Genomic DNA, 14,182 nt, shown 5'->3' with positions numbered 1-14,182 from the left:
GCGGCGCGGGGTATGCTGCATTTTTTGAATCGTAAGGAAGCATTTTCAATGGCCGCAAGCAGCCTGCTGGTACTGATCGACGACATCGCCACGGTGCTCGACGATGTTTCGGTGATGACCAAGGTCGCGGCGAAGAAGACCGCCGGCGTGCTTGGCGACGACCTGGCACTGAATGCGCAGCAGGTCACCGGCGTGCGCGCCGAGCGTGAGATCCCGGTGGTGTGGGCGGTGGCCAAGGGCTCGCTGGTGAACAAGGCGATCCTGGTGCCGGCGGCGCTGTTGATCAGCGCATTCATCCCCTGGGCAGTGACGCCGCTGCTGATGCTCGGTGGCGCCTACCTGTGCTTTGAAGGCTTCGAGAAGCTGGCGCACAAGTTCCTGCACAGCAAGGAAGAAGACGAACTCCAGCACGAGGCGCGCAAGGAAGCGGTGGCCGATGCCAATGTCGACCTGGTGGCGTTCGAGAAAGCCAAGATCAAGGGCGCGGTGCGGACCGACTTCATCCTGTCCGCTGAAATCATCGCCATTACCCTGGGCATCGTCGCCGATTCGCCGCTGACGCAGCAGATCATCGTGCTGTCGGGCATTGCGGTGGTCATGACCATCGGTGTGTATGGGCTGGTGGGCGGTATCGTCAAACTCGACGACCTGGGGCTGTGGATGACCCAGAAGTCTTCAAGCCTGGCCCGTACGGTCGGCAACGGCATCCTGCGTGCTGCGCCCTACATGATGAAGAGCTTGTCAGTGATCGGCACTGCAGCGATGTTCCTGGTCGGTGGCGGGATCCTGGTACACGGGGTAGCGCCTCTGCATCATGCAGTCGAGGCGTTCAGCGAAGGGCGCGGAGGGGCGCTGACCAGCGGCCTGCTCAATGGTGTGGCCGGTGTGCTGGCCGGAGCCGTGGTGCTGGCGGTGGTGGCTGTTGCGGGGAAAGTGTGGCGCATGGTTCGCCCGGCCAGCTGAGGCTGCATGGCCGGGGCTTCGCCCCGGTTCGCGGGCAAGTCGGGTCGCCGCACCGCCGCTCCCACAGGTTTAGCGCTAGCTTCAGGGCATGCGCGATTCCTGTGGGCGGTGCGGCGACCCGACTTGCCCGCGAACACCGGCGGAGCCGGTGCCATCCATCGTGATCAGTTTTCGGTCTTGACGCTCTGCTGCTCTGGCTTCCAGGCCAGCAAGCCTTGGCTGAAGCCGTAGGCGGCGCTCTGGTAGTAGGCGATCGCCCGGCGAATCAGCGGGTTGTCGCTGGTTACCGTGGTTTCATGGCTCTTGCCCAGGGCATCCTCATGCACACGCATGCCGCCCCGCGGGCTGAGGATGGCCAGGTTGTTGCCGTCGAACAGCCCCAGGTGCTGGTAGTTGCCGATCAGCACACGTGGCGGCAGGTCGTCTTCTTTGAGCAGGTCGCGACCGAAGAAGGTCGAGGTGTAGTCGAAGTTGAGCAGGCCCAGCAGGGTAGGCGCCAGGTCGATCTGGCTGGCCAGCTTGGCGTCTTCGCGGGGCTCGATCATTTTCGGTGCATAGATCCACAGCGGGATCTGATAGTTGTTCACCGGCAGGTCCTCGACCCCGGCACTACCGGCCGTGTGGTCAGCGACAAAGATGAACAGGGTGTTGTCGAACCACGGCTTGCCCTTGGCGTCCTTGAGGAACTGCGCGATGGCGTGGTCGGTGTACTTCACCGCGCCTTCGCGGCCGTCGCCTGACGGGATGTCGATGCGGCCGTCCGGGTAGGTGTAGGGGCGGTGGTTCGAGGTGGTCATCAGTTGCAGGAAGAACGGCTTTTGCTGGGCGTAATTGGCATCGGCCAGCTTGAGGGTCTGCCGGTACAGGTCCTCGTCGGCCATGCCCCAGGCGTTCTTGAAGCTGATTTCGCTTTCATCGACGCTGCTCTGGTCGACGATGCGGTAGCCGTTGCCGCTGAAGAAGGCGTTCATGTTGTCGAAGTAGCCGCGCCCGCCGTAGACGAACACAGCGTCGTAGCCTTTGGCGGTGAGTTGCTGGCCAAGGCTGGCGTAGCCGCTTTCGCGGCCGATGCGCTTGACGATCGAACGGCCCGGGGTGGGCGGGATCGACAGGGTGATGGCTTCCAGGCCGCGGTCGGTACGGGTACCGGTGGCGTAGAAATTGTTGAAGTACAGGCTTTCGCGGCGCAGGGCGTCGAGGTTCGGCGTGAGGTTGCGCGAATCGCCGTTGCTGCCCATGTACTTGGCGCTGAAGCTCTCGATGGTCACCAGGATGATGTTCGGCGTGCGCTGCTCACCGCTGGCGCTGATGTGGCGGCGGATGTCCTGGGGTTCCTGGCCCTGGAAGCGGGCATTGGGTTCGGCAAGTTCCTGGTGCATCTGCGCGCCGACTTCGCCAGCGCCAAGGCTGGCGTAGAACTGGGTGTAGTCCAGTTCGTTGTTGCGGAAGGCGGCAAAGAACTGGTACGGGCCGTTGCTGGCCAGCTCGCGCTGGTAGGCGTTGCCGCCCTGGCCGCGTGGGAACTGCTGATCGATCACCAGGATGTTCAGGCCGACCAGCACCGCCAGCACGGCCAGCCCTGACAGGCGCTGGCGCAGGGTGGCGCCGGGGCCGCTGAGTGCTTGCGCCAGTGGCTTGCGCAGCACCAGTGCGAGCAGGATTGCGGCTACCGCAATGCCACTGAGCAGAGCTGGCAGTGGGTAGGACTCGCGGATGTTATCCAGCACTTCCTTGGAATAGACCAGGTAGTCGACGGCGATGAAGTTGAAGCGTACGCCGAACTCGTCCCAGAACAGCCACTCGGCCACGGCGACGAACAGCATCACGAACAGGCTGACCACAAGCAAGCCGCCGAGCAGCCAGCGATGGGCACGCGAGCGCCACAACCTGTCCGGGCACAGCACCAGGTACACACCCAGTGGCAGGGCCGTGTAGATAAGGAAGCTCAGGTCGTAGATGGCCCCGTCGAAGAAGATCGAGAAGTAATTGCCGCTGACCTCGTAGAGATGCGTCACCAGCAATATTAAGCGTGTCAGCAGGAAGATGCCGAACCAGGTTGAGCAGAGCAGCAGCAGGTAGCGCCATGGCGCGGCGAGGGGAGTGCGCATCAAGTTGGCCTGTTTTCTTTATTGGTTGTGCGAGGGCGACGAGTTTAGTCGAAAGTTTGCAAAAAAATGTCAAAATTTCGCGGTGCACGCGAGGGCGCTGGCTTTATAGTCGTAACTTGCCATTTCAGATTTGGTCGGAAGGGGAACTTCACATGTTCGGTGTACTGACTTACGACGCCTACCACCTGGCGCTCTACCTGCTCACGGCGTTGGCGTGGGGGGCTTTGGGCTTCGGCTTCCTGCTGCGCAGCGCCGACGCTCAGGCCCTTTACAAGTGCTGTGCGATGTTCGGCCTGGCATTGACACTCAATGCGGCAGTGCTGGTGCTTGATATTTTTCGGGTCATCCCACACCACGAAGTGGAGATGATCTTGCTGATGTTTGGGATGCTGCTGCCAGCGGTCATATTTTTGACCTATAAGGCAATTTTCGTTGCGAGTAAGATAAATCTTAAAAAGCTGTAAGTTTAAACTTACAAGCCATAATCATGACGGCGCCGTCAGATAACGGCGCTGTCACGCTTCAGCCGATCAGAAGTGTACTTTCACCAGCAAACTCATGGTGTTCTGGTCGGTGGTGAAGGCATCGCTGTCCTTGATGCCGTACTTGTTCTTCCAGTAGTCGTACTCGACACCCACATACAGCTGCTTCTCGCCCAGGTGCAACGCCTTGCCCAGGTCGTACTTGATCTGCGGGTTGAAGTGCAGGTTGGCGTGGTAGGTGCCGTGACGGTTCTCGTCGTTGTCGACCACCCAGTCCATGAAACCGTCGATCAGCACGTCAGAGTCGCCGACCGGGATGGTGTAGGACCAGACCGGGGTGATCTGCCAGACATTCTTGCCCGCGCGGCTGCCGTCAGGGATGCGGTTGTAGAAGTTCAGCTGGAAGTAGTCGAAGCCCGGAATGTTCAGGTCGAAGCCAGGGCCGATCAGGTACGACTCGACATCACCCTCGCCAAATTCGTAGGTCGCGGCCAGCAGCACGTCCTTGACCGGGCCGAACTCGAGCTTCTGGTCGAAGATCTTGCCGAATGACAGGCGCGGGCTGAATTCGCCGTAGTAGGTGTTCGGGCCGTTGCTGGCGTCTTTCTTGCCCTGATAGAAGATCTTGTCGACGAAGAAGAAGTTGTCGCCGTACTTCCAGCCATCGGCATGCTCGAAGGTGAAGGTTTGCTGAGTATCCGGGTTGACCTTGAAATTCTTGCCCCACAGGTAGGTGAGGCTGTTGTTCTGCCACTGCAGCAGGTCGCCGGCGAAGGTGGTGCCGCAGGCCAGCAGGCCGCCCGCGAGAATCAGGCTATTGATGGTACGCATTGCGAGTGTCGCTCCCTTGATTGATCTGTTGTCAGCGCTCGGTACAGGCGCTTTTGTTGTCTTTTGAGTCAGCTTTTTTCGATTGGCCACAGTTGTTTGGCAAGAGCTGCGCCAACTTTTCGGGGTTAGCTGCTACCTTCCTGCTCGACTCGTTCTGAACGGATGAAAATGGGTGTTTCAGGCTGGCAACACGTTGGCCAACCGCCCGAATTCATTGACTGAGCGGTCAGTAAACGCAGGCAGAATCCTTCCTGCCCTGATCGAGGGGGCGCGCAGATTACTGGCTTGCGCGCCGCGCCTCAAGTGCTCCGTCCTGGAGCACAGTGATTCAAACCTGGGCGTTTGATCAGGTTTTCAGAAATGTACCTTGATCAGCGCGCTGGCGACACTCTGATTGCTCTCCAGGTTGCCGCGGCTGTCGATGCCGTACTTGTCTTTCCAGTAGCTGTATTCGAAGCCGACATAGAGCTGCTTGGCACCGAGGTTCAGGGCCTTGCCCAGGTCATACTTGACCTGAGGGTTGAAGTGCAGGTTGGCGTGGTAGGTGCCACGGCTGTTCTGGTCGTTGTCCGGAACCCAGTCCATGTAACCGTCGATCAGAATGTCGGATTTGCCCACAGGGATGGTGTAGGACCAGCCGGGGGTGATCTGCCAGACGTCGTCACCGGGGCGGCCGCCTTCGGTCTGGCGCATGTAGAAGTTGAGGGTGAAGTAGTTGAAGCCGGGAATGTCCAGGTCGAAGCCGGGGCCGATCAGGTAGGCCTCGTTGTCGCCTTCGCCACGTTCGTAGGTCATCGCCAGCAGCACGTCCTTGACCGGGCCGAAGGCCAGCTTGCGGTCGAGGATCTTGCCGAACGACAGGCGTGGGCTGAACTCGCCGTAATAGGTGTCCTCGCCTTTGCTGCGGTCAGCCTTGCCGTTGTAGAAAATCTTGTCGACGAAGAAGAACGTGTCGCCGTACTTCCATTTGTTGGCGTGCTCGAAGGTAATGGTCTGCTGGATATCGGGGTTGATCTTGAAGTCCTTGCCGTACAAGTACGTCAGGCTTTCGCCGTGCCACAGCAGCCAATCGCCTGCATGGGCGGGGAGGGTGGCCAGCAGGCTGCTGCCCAGCAGCAGGGACGAGGTGATGCGCTTCATGTTGTGATTCCCGGACTTATTGTTTTTGTTGGCGGTTTTTTCGGCGCGCAGGCGCCCCGAGCGGCCCATTCCGGCGGGTCGACGGTAAAGCGGTTACTGCGGAATATGAGCAGGGGCGGCAAACTGCGCCGCCCCGCCTGAGGCTCAATGCTGGTGGCAGGCGTCGTTATGCACGGCGCGCTCGGCACCACCGAGGATGTTGAACAGCACGTTGAGCACCAGGGCACTGACCGTGGCCATGGCGATCCCGCTGTGGGTGATGGGTTCCATCCACTGCGGCATCTGCGCGAAGAACTCCGGCTTGACCACAGGGATCAGGCCAAAGCCGACGCTCACCGCCACCAGCAACTGGTTGCGGCGGTCGCCAATGTCGGCTTCCTGGAGAATCTTGATCCCGGTGGCGGTGACCATGCCGAACATGGCAATGGACGCGCCGCCCAGTACTGCGGGCGGGATCGAGGCGATCAGGAAGGCCGCCTTTGGCAGCAGGCTGAGCACGATCAGCAGTGCACCCGCCGTTACCGTGACGTAACGGCAACGCACGCCAGTCATCTGCACCAGGCCGATGTTCTGGGCGAACGAGGAGTGGGTGAAGGTGTTGAAGAAACCGGCGATGAACGACGCGCCGGCATCGCACAACAGGCCGCGACGCAGCATCCCCGGGGTAACTTCGCGATCAGTCACCTTGCCCAGGGCGAGGAACATGCCGGTGGACTCGACGAAGATGATCACTACCACCAGGCACATCGACAGGATCGGCGCCAGGCTGAAGGTCGGCATGCCGAAGTGCAGTGGGGTGACCACTTGCAGCCACGGTGTGTCGCTCAGGCCAGACAGGTCGACCATGCCGATGGAACCGGCCAGGATGTAGCCCAGGCCCATGCCCACCAGGACCGAGACGTTGACCCAGAAGCCGCGCATGAAGCGGTTGATCAACAGGATGACTGCCAGTACCAGGCCAGCCACCATCAGGTAGATCGGCGAACCGAAGGTCGTTGCGTCTTGGCCACCACCGGCCCAGTTGACCGCCACCGGGAACAGCGACAGGCCAATCGAGGTGATCACCGTACCGGTGACCAGTGGTGGGAAGAAACGTACGACCTTGGACATGAACGGCGCGATCAGCATGCCGAAGAACCCGGCAGCGATGGTTGCGCCGAAAATCCCCTGCAGGCCTACGCCCGGCATGCCGGCCATGGCCACCATGCTGCCGACGGCAGCGAAGCTGGCACCCATCATCACCGGCATGCGGATCCCGACCGGGCCGATACCGAACGACTGGATGATGGTGGCGACACCGGCGACCAGCAGGTCGGCGTTGATCAGGAAAGCGACTTCTTCACGAGACAAACCAGCGGCCTGGCCGATGATCAGAGGGACGGCAATCGCACCCCCGTACATCAGCAGTACATGTTGCAGGCCAACCAGGATCAGTTGGAACAGGGGCAGAGGCTGTCGCGGCGGCGCAACTGGAATGTACGCCTTGCGTGACTCGGACATGCAGCACCTCGAGTTTTGTTTTTATTCTCGGATCCAAGCGCCAGTCGCATACGGCAGGCCCGTTGGAGGCAGCCTGGGGTTCCCGCATGCAGTCGAACGCTCGATGCTTGCTTGTTGCATGAATCTGTAAAGGGCGAGGCCGGGGGTACCGGCCTCTTCGCGGCGCAAGGCCGCCCCCGTCAGGGCGCGCGGACGCCCTGGCAGGAGAGGGTGGATCAGTTGACCTGAGCGCCTTTGGCGATCCAGTCACCGACGAGCTTGCGCTCTTCGGCGGTCATCTGGGTGATGTTGCCCAGCGGCATGATCTGGCTGGCGACCGCTTGCGCCTGAATGCGCGCGGCCTGGGCCTGGATCTGCTGCGGGGTGTCGAACATCACGCCGGCAGGTGCTGCGCTGAACAGTGGGCTGGTCGGTTTCGACGAGTGGCACACGCTGCAGCGTTCCTGGATGACTTTGTGGATCTTGTCGAAGTCGCCACCGGCAGCCTGTGCGGTCGCCTGGGCCGGAGCTTCGGCTGGTGCGGCTGGTGCTTCGGCGGCCTTGGCGGCTTCCTCGGCGCGCAGCTCGGCAGCGGTCTTGCCACCTACGGCGGTGGCCGGCAGCGGCTGGTACTCGACCTTCGCCGCGGCCTGCTCAGGGCTGACTGCCATCGGCTTCGGACCGGTGACATAGGCCAGGCAGATCATCGCCAGAGCGCCGACCGGCAGGGTCCAGGCGTACTTGTTGCTGTCGTGGCGGGTGTTGAAGTAGTGGCGGATCAGAACCGCGGCTACTGCGATACCCGCCAGGATCAGCCAGTTGTACTGGCTACCGTAGGTGCTCGGGAAGTGGTTGCTGATCATGATGAACAGCACCGGCAGGGTGAAGTAGTTGTTGTGACGCGAGCGCAGCAGGCCCTTGGCCGGCAGTACCGGGTCCGGAGTCTGGTTGTTCTCGATCGCCGCCACCAGCTGGCGCTGGGCCGGCATGATGATGCGGAACACGTTACCGACCATGATGGTGCCGATGATCGCGCCGGTGTGCAGGTACGCACCGCGGCCGCTGAACACCAGGCTGAAGCCGAAGCAGGCAGCGATGATCAGGACGAACAGCACGGCACCGAGCAGGGCAGGGTGCTTGCCCAGCGGCGAGTCGCACAGGAAGTCGTAGATGAACCAGCCGGCGACCAGCGAACCGATACCGATGGCCACGCCTTCGGCACCGCTCAGGGTGCTGCCGGGTGCCAGCAGGTACAGGCTCGGGTTCCAGTAGAACACCACGCACAGCAGGGCGATACCGGACATCCAGGTGAAGTAGGCTTCCCATTTGAACCAGTGCAGGTTCTCGGGCATTTTCGGGGGTGCGAGCTTGTATTTCTCCAGGTGGTAGATACCACCGCCGTGAATCGCCCAGAGATCACCCGACAACCCATCGCGCGGGTTGCTTCGGTTCAGGTGGTTCTCCAGCCAGACGAAGTAGAACGATGCACCGATCCAGGCGACACCGGTGATCATGTGAACCCAGCGAATGCTCAGGTTCAGCCATTCGTGAAGGTGTGCTTCCACAGTATGTACCTCTGCCAGTCACCGAGAAGGATGACTGACCTTTTCTTATTGGTGGGGATTGAGGATCAGCATCTGTTCCTCGGTGAAGTAATGCTCATCGCAGTTGTTGCCAGAACCACTGCGATCAACCACCAGGAAATCATCCCGCTTTTCGATCGTCAGCACCGGGTGGTGCCACACGCCGCGATGGTAATTAACGCCCTGCCTGCCATTACTGCGGAAGGCACGGACCAAGCCTGATACAGGTGCATCGCCAACCGGCGCGACCACGATCAGAAAGGGGTTGCCGAGCAGCGGAATGAAAGCCTGGCTGCCCAGCGGATGGCGTTCCAGCATGCGCACGGTCAGCGGCATGTCCTGCGCGTCGGCGCGGAAGATGCTGATGATCGCCTTGTCTTCAGGCTCGGCGGTCTCGACCGTGGCGAGCTTGTGGAAGCGCATGGTCGAGCCGTTGTTGATCATGAAGTGGTCGCTGCCGTCGGTTTCGATCACGTCTCCGAAGGGGGCGAAGGCTTCTTTGGTCAGGGGCTCGATCATCAGGGTGCGCATGCGGTTATCTCTTCTATTGTTCGTTTTTCTAAAATAGGGTTCGGCTGTCGCTTACAGCTGCAGCAGGCGGAACAGGGCGATCAGGTTGATCTGCGCCAAGGCTTCCTTGAACTCGGCATCGGCATCGTTGTGGATGCGCTTTTCAAAGGAAGCGAGGATCTGGTGCCGGTTGCTGCCCTTCACCGCCATGATGAACGGGAACTGGAACTTGGCCTTGTAGGCGTCGTTCAGCTCGGTGAAGCGGGCGAACTCTTCGGCGGTGCACTGGTGGATGCCGGCGCCGGCCTGCTCGTTGGTGCTCGATTCGGTCAGCTCGCCCTGGATGGCGGCCTTGCCGGCCAAATCCGGGTGAGCGTTGATCAGCGCCAGTTGGGAGGCGTGGTTGGCGCTGAGCAGGATGTCGCTCATGCGCTGGTGCAGCGCCTCGATCTCGTCCAGTTCACCCAGCTGGCCCAGGTCGTAGGCTTTTTCGGCGACCCACGGCGAGTGCTCGTAGATGTCGGCGAAAACCTTGACGAAGGCGTCACGGTCCAGGGTGGAGGGCTTGAGGGTTTTGAAGGCGGTCATCAGGCGTTCTCTTTCTTGTACGGGTGGGTGGCGTGCCAGTGGCGGGCGATGTCCACGCGACGGGCGAACCAGACCTGGTCGTGGCTCTTGGCGTAATCGACGAAGCGCTTGAGCGCAGCCAGGCGTGCCGGGCGGCCAACCAGGCGGCAGTGCAGGCCGATCGAAAGCATCTTCGGCGCTTCGGCACCTTCGGCGTACAGCACGTCGAAGGCGTCTTTCAGGTACTGGAAGAACTGCTCGCCGCAGTTGAAGCCCTGTACCTGGGTGAAGCGCATGTCGTTGGTGTCCAGGGTGTAAGGGATCACCAGGTGTGGCTTGCCGGTCGGGTTGTTCGGCTCCCAGTAGGGCAGGTCGTCGTCATAGGTGTCGCTGTCATACAGGAAGCCACCTTCCTCCATGACCAGGCGGCGGGTGTTCGGGCCGGTGCGGCCGGTGTACCAGCCCACCGGGCGTTCACCGGTGAGTTCGGTGAGGATGCGGATGGCTTCGAGCATGTGCTCGCGCTCCTGGGCCTCGTCCATGTTCTGGTAGTCGATCCAGCGGTAGCCGTGGCTGCAGATCTCGTGGCCGGCTTCGGCCATGGCGCGGATCACGTCGGGGTGGCGCTGGGCGGCCATGGCCACGGCGAAGATGGTCAGGGGGACGCCGCTGTCCTTGAACAGCTTGAGCAGGCGCCACACACCGGCACGGCTGCCGTATTCGTACAGCGATTCCATGCTCATGTTGCGCGCACCCTGCAGCGGCTGGGCGGCTACCATCTCGGACAGGAAGGCTTCGGACTCTTTGTCACCGTGCAGGATGTTGCGTTCGCCGCCTTCCTCGTAGTTGAGGACGAAAGACAGCGCGATGCGAGCGTTGCCCGGCCATTGCGGGTGAGGAGGGTTGTTGCCGTAACCGATCAGGTCGCGAGGGTAGTCAGCGCTCACTGCAGTCTTCCTTCTTGTGCGTTTGTGCGGGGGTGGGCGGGCCGCGTCGGGATGTCGCACCACCGGATGGGCTGATTGTATACAACTTCTGAAATCTTTTGTAAGCCTGTTTTTCCGCATTTCTTCCCTTTTGTCGCATGAGAATGTATTGCAAGAAACCTGCCTGATTGGTCAGTTAATGACGTCAGGCTCTGCACAGCGCCTGTATTTGCGACTGGTGGCCGGTTTGTCGGGGCTGCGACGGAAGGGATTAAAAAATTGTGTACAATCTGGCGATGAAATGTCTTAATGGCGTCATTCCCGCACATCGCAGGCCCCAAGCCGGGGCGTTAGCTGTGTATTTTTTGCCCATAGATTGAACAAGAGGCGACAAGCAGATGGGACGTTTGACCACACACGTACTGGATGCCGCGCATGGCTGCCCAGGCAGCTCGATCAAGGTCGAGCTGTACCGCGTCGAAGGCCAGCAGCTGGAGCTGGTGAACACTGCCCTGACCAACAGCGATGGCCGCGTCGACGCGCCGCTGCTGCAAGGTGACGACTACCGTACCGGCGTCTACCAGCTGCAGTTCAGTGCTGGCGCCTATTACCGTGCCCGCGGCGTGCAGCTGCCGGATGCGGCGTTTCTTGATGTTGTCGTGTTGCGTTTCGGCATCGATGAAAAGCAGGAGCACTACCACGTGCCGCTGCTGATCTCGCCGTACAGCTATTCGACCTACCGCGGAAGCTAGTTGGTCGCTAGAAGAATCTTCGTAGGTCCTTTGGCCCGCTCTCACACTGGCGGGCTTTTTTTCGTCTGCTGTTTATCGTTGGCAGCCGGTCTGCATTGTTGCAGGAGCGGCCTTGTGTCGCGAACCGGGTGCGCAGCGCCCACGAGATCTCAGCTTCGCAGCATGAACCGCAGGGGCCGCCTTGCGGCCCTTTCGCGACACAAGGCCGCTCCTACACGCGCCGTCATGCGCAGCCAATAAAAGAAAGGGCGCCGAAGCGCCCTTGGTTGGTGCAGTGAGGGTTCAGAGGAACACGAACTTGGCAATGAAGATCGCGCAAAGCACCCACAGGCTGGCGGAGATTTCCTTGTACTTGCCGGTACCTGCCTTCAATGCCACATAGCTGATGAAGCCCAGGGCAATACCGTCGGCGACCGAGAAGGTCAGCGGCATCATGATCACCGTGACGATCGCCGGAATGCTGTCGGTGGCTTCGTCCCAATGAATGTGCGCCATGCTGCCCATCATCAACATCGCCACATAGATCAGCGCACCGGCAGTCGCGTAAGCCGGGATCATTCCAGCCAATGGTGCGAAGAACATCGCGGCGATGAACAGGATGCCCACCACCACAGCCGTCAGGCCGGTTCGGCCACCTGCGGCCACACCCGCAGCACTTTCGACATAGCTGGTGACTGGCGGTACACCGACCACGGCGCCGAACACGCTCGAAGCACTGTCGGCCTTCAATGCCCGTGACAGGTTCTCGATGCGCCCGTCCGGCGCTACCAGATTCGCCCGCTGTGCCACGCCCATCAGCGTGCCGGCAGTGTCGAACATGTGCACGAACAGAAACGCCAGCACCACGCTGATCATGCTGACGTTGAACACGCCGGCCACGTCCATGGCCATCCAGGTTGGCGCCAGGCTCGGCGGCATCGACATCACCCCGCCGAACTTCACTAGCCCCAGGCCCCAGCCAGCAAGGGTGACGCCGATGATGCTGATCAGGATTGCGCCGAACACCCGTTTGTAGCTGAGGATGGCGATCAGCAGGAAGCACACCGCCGCCAGCAGCGGCCCTGGCTCATGCAGCGAGCCCAGCTTGATCAGCGTGGCCGGGCTGTCGACGATGATGCCGGCGGTTTTCAGGCCGATCAGCCCGAGAAACAATCCGACGCCGGCCCCCATGGCATGGCGCAGGCTGACCGGGATGCTGTTCAGCAGCCATTCGCGCACTTTCGACAAAGTCAGGAACATGAACAGCACGCCCGAGACGAACACCGCCCCCAGCGCAGTTTCCCAGTTGTAGCCCATGGTGCCGACCACGGTGTAGGTAAAGAACGCGTTAAGCCCCATGCCCGGCGCCAGGCCCACCGGCCAGTTGGCGTACAGGCCCATCAGCAGGCAGCCCAGCGCGGCGGCGATGCAGGTGGCGACGAAAGCGGCACCATGGTCGATGCCGGCGTCGGCCATGATGTTGGGGTTGACGAAGATGATGTATGCCATGGTGATGAAGGTGGTCACCCCGGCGATCAGTTCGGTTCTGACAGTGCTGCCGTGTTGCTTGAGTTTGAAAATCCGCTCCAGCCAACTCGTTTCGAGCGGTGGCGCGAGATCCAGCGTAGGTGCTTCGGATTTGCGGCTTTCCACAGCGAGTACTCCTCAAGTCTTTCTTGTTGTTGTTGGAGCCAGGGTCCTGAGCAATGCACTTGGTGGCTCCACGAGGGAAGGCAGACGTCTGACGCGCTTTGTTGACTCACGGGTCAAGAAGTTGCTGGGTGGATTATGCTTTTGTGTACAAAGAATGCAAATAATGTTTTATCTTTTGTGTGCGCAATGCGTCGTACAACGGCTATATAGGTAAAACGCCCCCTGCGGAATCGCCTCAGCCTGTGTACAATGGCGCCATACTTTCTCTTCGTGCCTCGAGAGCCCATGAACGAACAGCTGCAACCTCTGAAAAAACCTGCGCGCACTGGCAAGGCCGGCCGCAGTGGTACCCAGGACGACATCGTCTACGCGCATATTTTCGAGGCGATCCTCGAGCAGCGATTGGCGCCGGGCACCAAGTTGAGCGAGGAAGCGCTGGGCGAGATCTTTGGCGTCAGCCGCACCATCATTCGCCGCGCCCTGTCGCGCCTGGCCCACGAAAGCGTGGTGCTGCTGCGGCCTAACCGCGGCGCCGTGGTGGCCAGCCCGACGGTAGAAGAGGCGCGCCAGGTGTTCTTCTCGCGGCGCATGGTCGAACGCGCCATCACCGAACTGGCCGTGCAGCATGCCTCCCTGGAGCAGCTCAACGAACTGCGTCAGATGGTGCGCGAGGAGCGCGACAGCTTCTCCCGTGGCGACCGCGGCGCCGGTATCCGTCTTTCCGGCGAGTTCCACCTGAAGCTCGCCGAAGCCGCAGGCAACGCCCCGCTGGTCAGCTTCCAGCGCAGCCTGGTATCGCAGACTTCGCTGATCATCGCCCAGTATGAGAGCGGCACCCGTTCGCATTGCTCCTATGACGAGCACATGCAGTTGATCGATGCCATCGAGGCGCGCGATGCGGAGCAGGCGGTGAGCCTGATGATGCACCACATGGACCACATCGACAGCAAGCTGAACCTGGACGACGAGAGTGCCTCGGACGACCTTCACGCCGTGTTCTCGCACTTGCTGAAAAAGCCCAAGGCTTCCGCCAAGGGTTGATCGTTTGCCTGAGTCATTTGAGGGCCGCTTCGCGCCCCATCGCCGGCAAGCGCAGCTCACAGGGATAGCGCATCCTTGTGAGAACCGTGCTTGCCGGCGATGGGGCGCGAAGCGGCCTCATGCCGTTACTGGCCATCAGCCAAAGGTCTGCTAAATTTTTGTGAGCAA

The 14,182-nt window shown here is 61.1% G+C and carries 13 protein-coding genes; 4 read left to right on the top strand and 9 right to left on the bottom strand.

Annotated features, from left to right (window positions below; all coding sequences use genetic code 11):
- The first annotated feature begins 48 nt into the window (after nucleotides 1-48).
- Nucleotides 49-963, top strand: coding sequence for a DUF808 domain-containing protein (locus BUQ73_RS17935; protein ID WP_079229077.1), 915 nt, complete (start codon nucleotides 49-51; stop codon nucleotides 961-963).
- Between the two features lie 164 nt (nucleotides 964-1,127).
- Here BUQ73_RS17935 and BUQ73_RS17930 read toward each other — a convergent pair whose 3' ends face one another.
- Nucleotides 1,128-3,071, bottom strand: a complete 1,944-nt coding sequence (locus tag BUQ73_RS17930; RefSeq protein WP_079229076.1) for an LTA synthase family protein — start codon at nucleotides 3,069-3,071, stop codon at nucleotides 1,128-1,130.
- A gap of 152 nt (nucleotides 3,072-3,223) precedes the next feature.
- On the opposite strand from BUQ73_RS17930, the gene BUQ73_RS17925 reads away from it, so the two are divergent.
- Nucleotides 3,224-3,535, top strand: a complete 312-nt coding sequence (locus BUQ73_RS17925) for a hypothetical protein (RefSeq protein ID WP_079229075.1) — start codon at nucleotides 3,224-3,226, stop codon at nucleotides 3,533-3,535.
- A 66-nt stretch (nucleotides 3,536-3,601) separates the two neighbouring features.
- Here BUQ73_RS17925 and BUQ73_RS17920 read toward each other — a convergent pair whose 3' ends face one another.
- The 7 genes from BUQ73_RS17920 to puuE all read right to left on the bottom strand — a co-directional run bounded on the left by BUQ73_RS17920 (nucleotide 3,602) and on the right by puuE (nucleotide 10,610).
- The gene (locus BUQ73_RS17920) at nucleotides 3,602-4,384 is read right to left on the bottom strand and encodes an outer membrane protein OmpK (RefSeq protein WP_079229074.1); all 783 of its coding nucleotides are present in this window, start codon (nucleotides 4,382-4,384) and stop codon (nucleotides 3,602-3,604) included.
- 354 nt (nucleotides 4,385-4,738) lie between these two features.
- Nucleotides 4,739-5,524: an outer membrane protein OmpK gene (locus BUQ73_RS17915; RefSeq protein WP_079230584.1), complete on the bottom strand. Its 786-nt coding sequence runs from the start codon at nucleotides 5,522-5,524 to the stop codon at nucleotides 4,739-4,741.
- A 144-nt stretch (nucleotides 5,525-5,668) separates the two neighbouring features.
- Nucleotides 5,669-7,024: a nucleobase:cation symporter-2 family protein gene (locus tag BUQ73_RS17910; RefSeq protein ID WP_079229073.1), complete on the bottom strand. Its 1,356-nt coding sequence runs from the start codon at nucleotides 7,022-7,024 to the stop codon at nucleotides 5,669-5,671.
- A gap of 215 nt (nucleotides 7,025-7,239) precedes the next feature.
- The gene (locus tag BUQ73_RS17905; RefSeq protein WP_027921247.1) at nucleotides 7,240-8,568 is read right to left on the bottom strand and encodes a urate hydroxylase PuuD; all 1,329 of its coding nucleotides are present in this window, start codon (nucleotides 8,566-8,568) and stop codon (nucleotides 7,240-7,242) included.
- A 45-nt stretch (nucleotides 8,569-8,613) separates the two neighbouring features.
- A complete protein-coding gene (locus tag BUQ73_RS17900) occupies nucleotides 8,614-9,117 on the bottom strand; it encodes an ureidoglycolate lyase (protein ID WP_027921248.1) in 504 nt (167 codons plus the stop codon).
- Nucleotides 9,118-9,168: 51 nt separating this feature from the next.
- Nucleotides 9,169-9,684 carry a 2-oxo-4-hydroxy-4-carboxy-5-ureidoimidazoline decarboxylase gene (gene uraD, locus BUQ73_RS17895; RefSeq protein WP_079229072.1) on the bottom strand — a complete coding sequence of 172 codons (516 nt, stop codon included), beginning with the start codon at nucleotides 9,682-9,684 and terminating at the stop codon, nucleotides 9,169-9,171.
- Nucleotides 9,684-10,610 (bottom strand): allantoinase PuuE, encoded by a 927-nt coding sequence (gene puuE / locus BUQ73_RS17890; protein WP_027921250.1) that lies wholly within the window; start codon nucleotides 10,608-10,610, stop codon nucleotides 9,684-9,686. Before puuE ends, uraD begins: the two co-directional genes overlap by 1 nt.
- Before the next feature lie 377 nt (nucleotides 10,611-10,987).
- On the opposite strand from puuE, the gene uraH reads away from it, so the two are divergent.
- Nucleotides 10,988-11,341: a hydroxyisourate hydrolase gene (gene uraH, locus BUQ73_RS17885; RefSeq protein ID WP_079229071.1), complete on the top strand. Its 354-nt coding sequence runs from the start codon at nucleotides 10,988-10,990 to the stop codon at nucleotides 11,339-11,341.
- A gap of 282 nt (nucleotides 11,342-11,623) precedes the next feature.
- On the opposite strand, the gene BUQ73_RS17880 is transcribed toward uraH, so the two are convergent.
- Nucleotides 11,624-12,973, bottom strand: a complete 1,350-nt coding sequence (locus BUQ73_RS17880) for an NCS2 family permease (RefSeq protein WP_079229070.1) — start codon at nucleotides 12,971-12,973, stop codon at nucleotides 11,624-11,626.
- Nucleotides 12,974-13,258: 285 nt separating this feature from the next.
- On the opposite strand from BUQ73_RS17880, the gene BUQ73_RS17875 reads away from it, so the two are divergent.
- Nucleotides 13,259-14,014, top strand: coding sequence for a GntR family transcriptional regulator (locus BUQ73_RS17875; protein ID WP_027921253.1), 756 nt, complete (start codon nucleotides 13,259-13,261; stop codon nucleotides 14,012-14,014).
- Nucleotides 14,015-14,182 lie beyond the last annotated feature (168 nt).

Origin of the sequence: Pseudomonas putida, from assembly GCF_002025705.1 — a bacterium.
GTDB lineage: Bacteria > Pseudomonadota > Gammaproteobacteria > Pseudomonadales > Pseudomonadaceae > Aquipseudomonas > Aquipseudomonas putida_J.
Note: the sequence above shows the minus strand (reverse complement) of the source record. Positions and strands in the feature narration are given on the sequence as shown.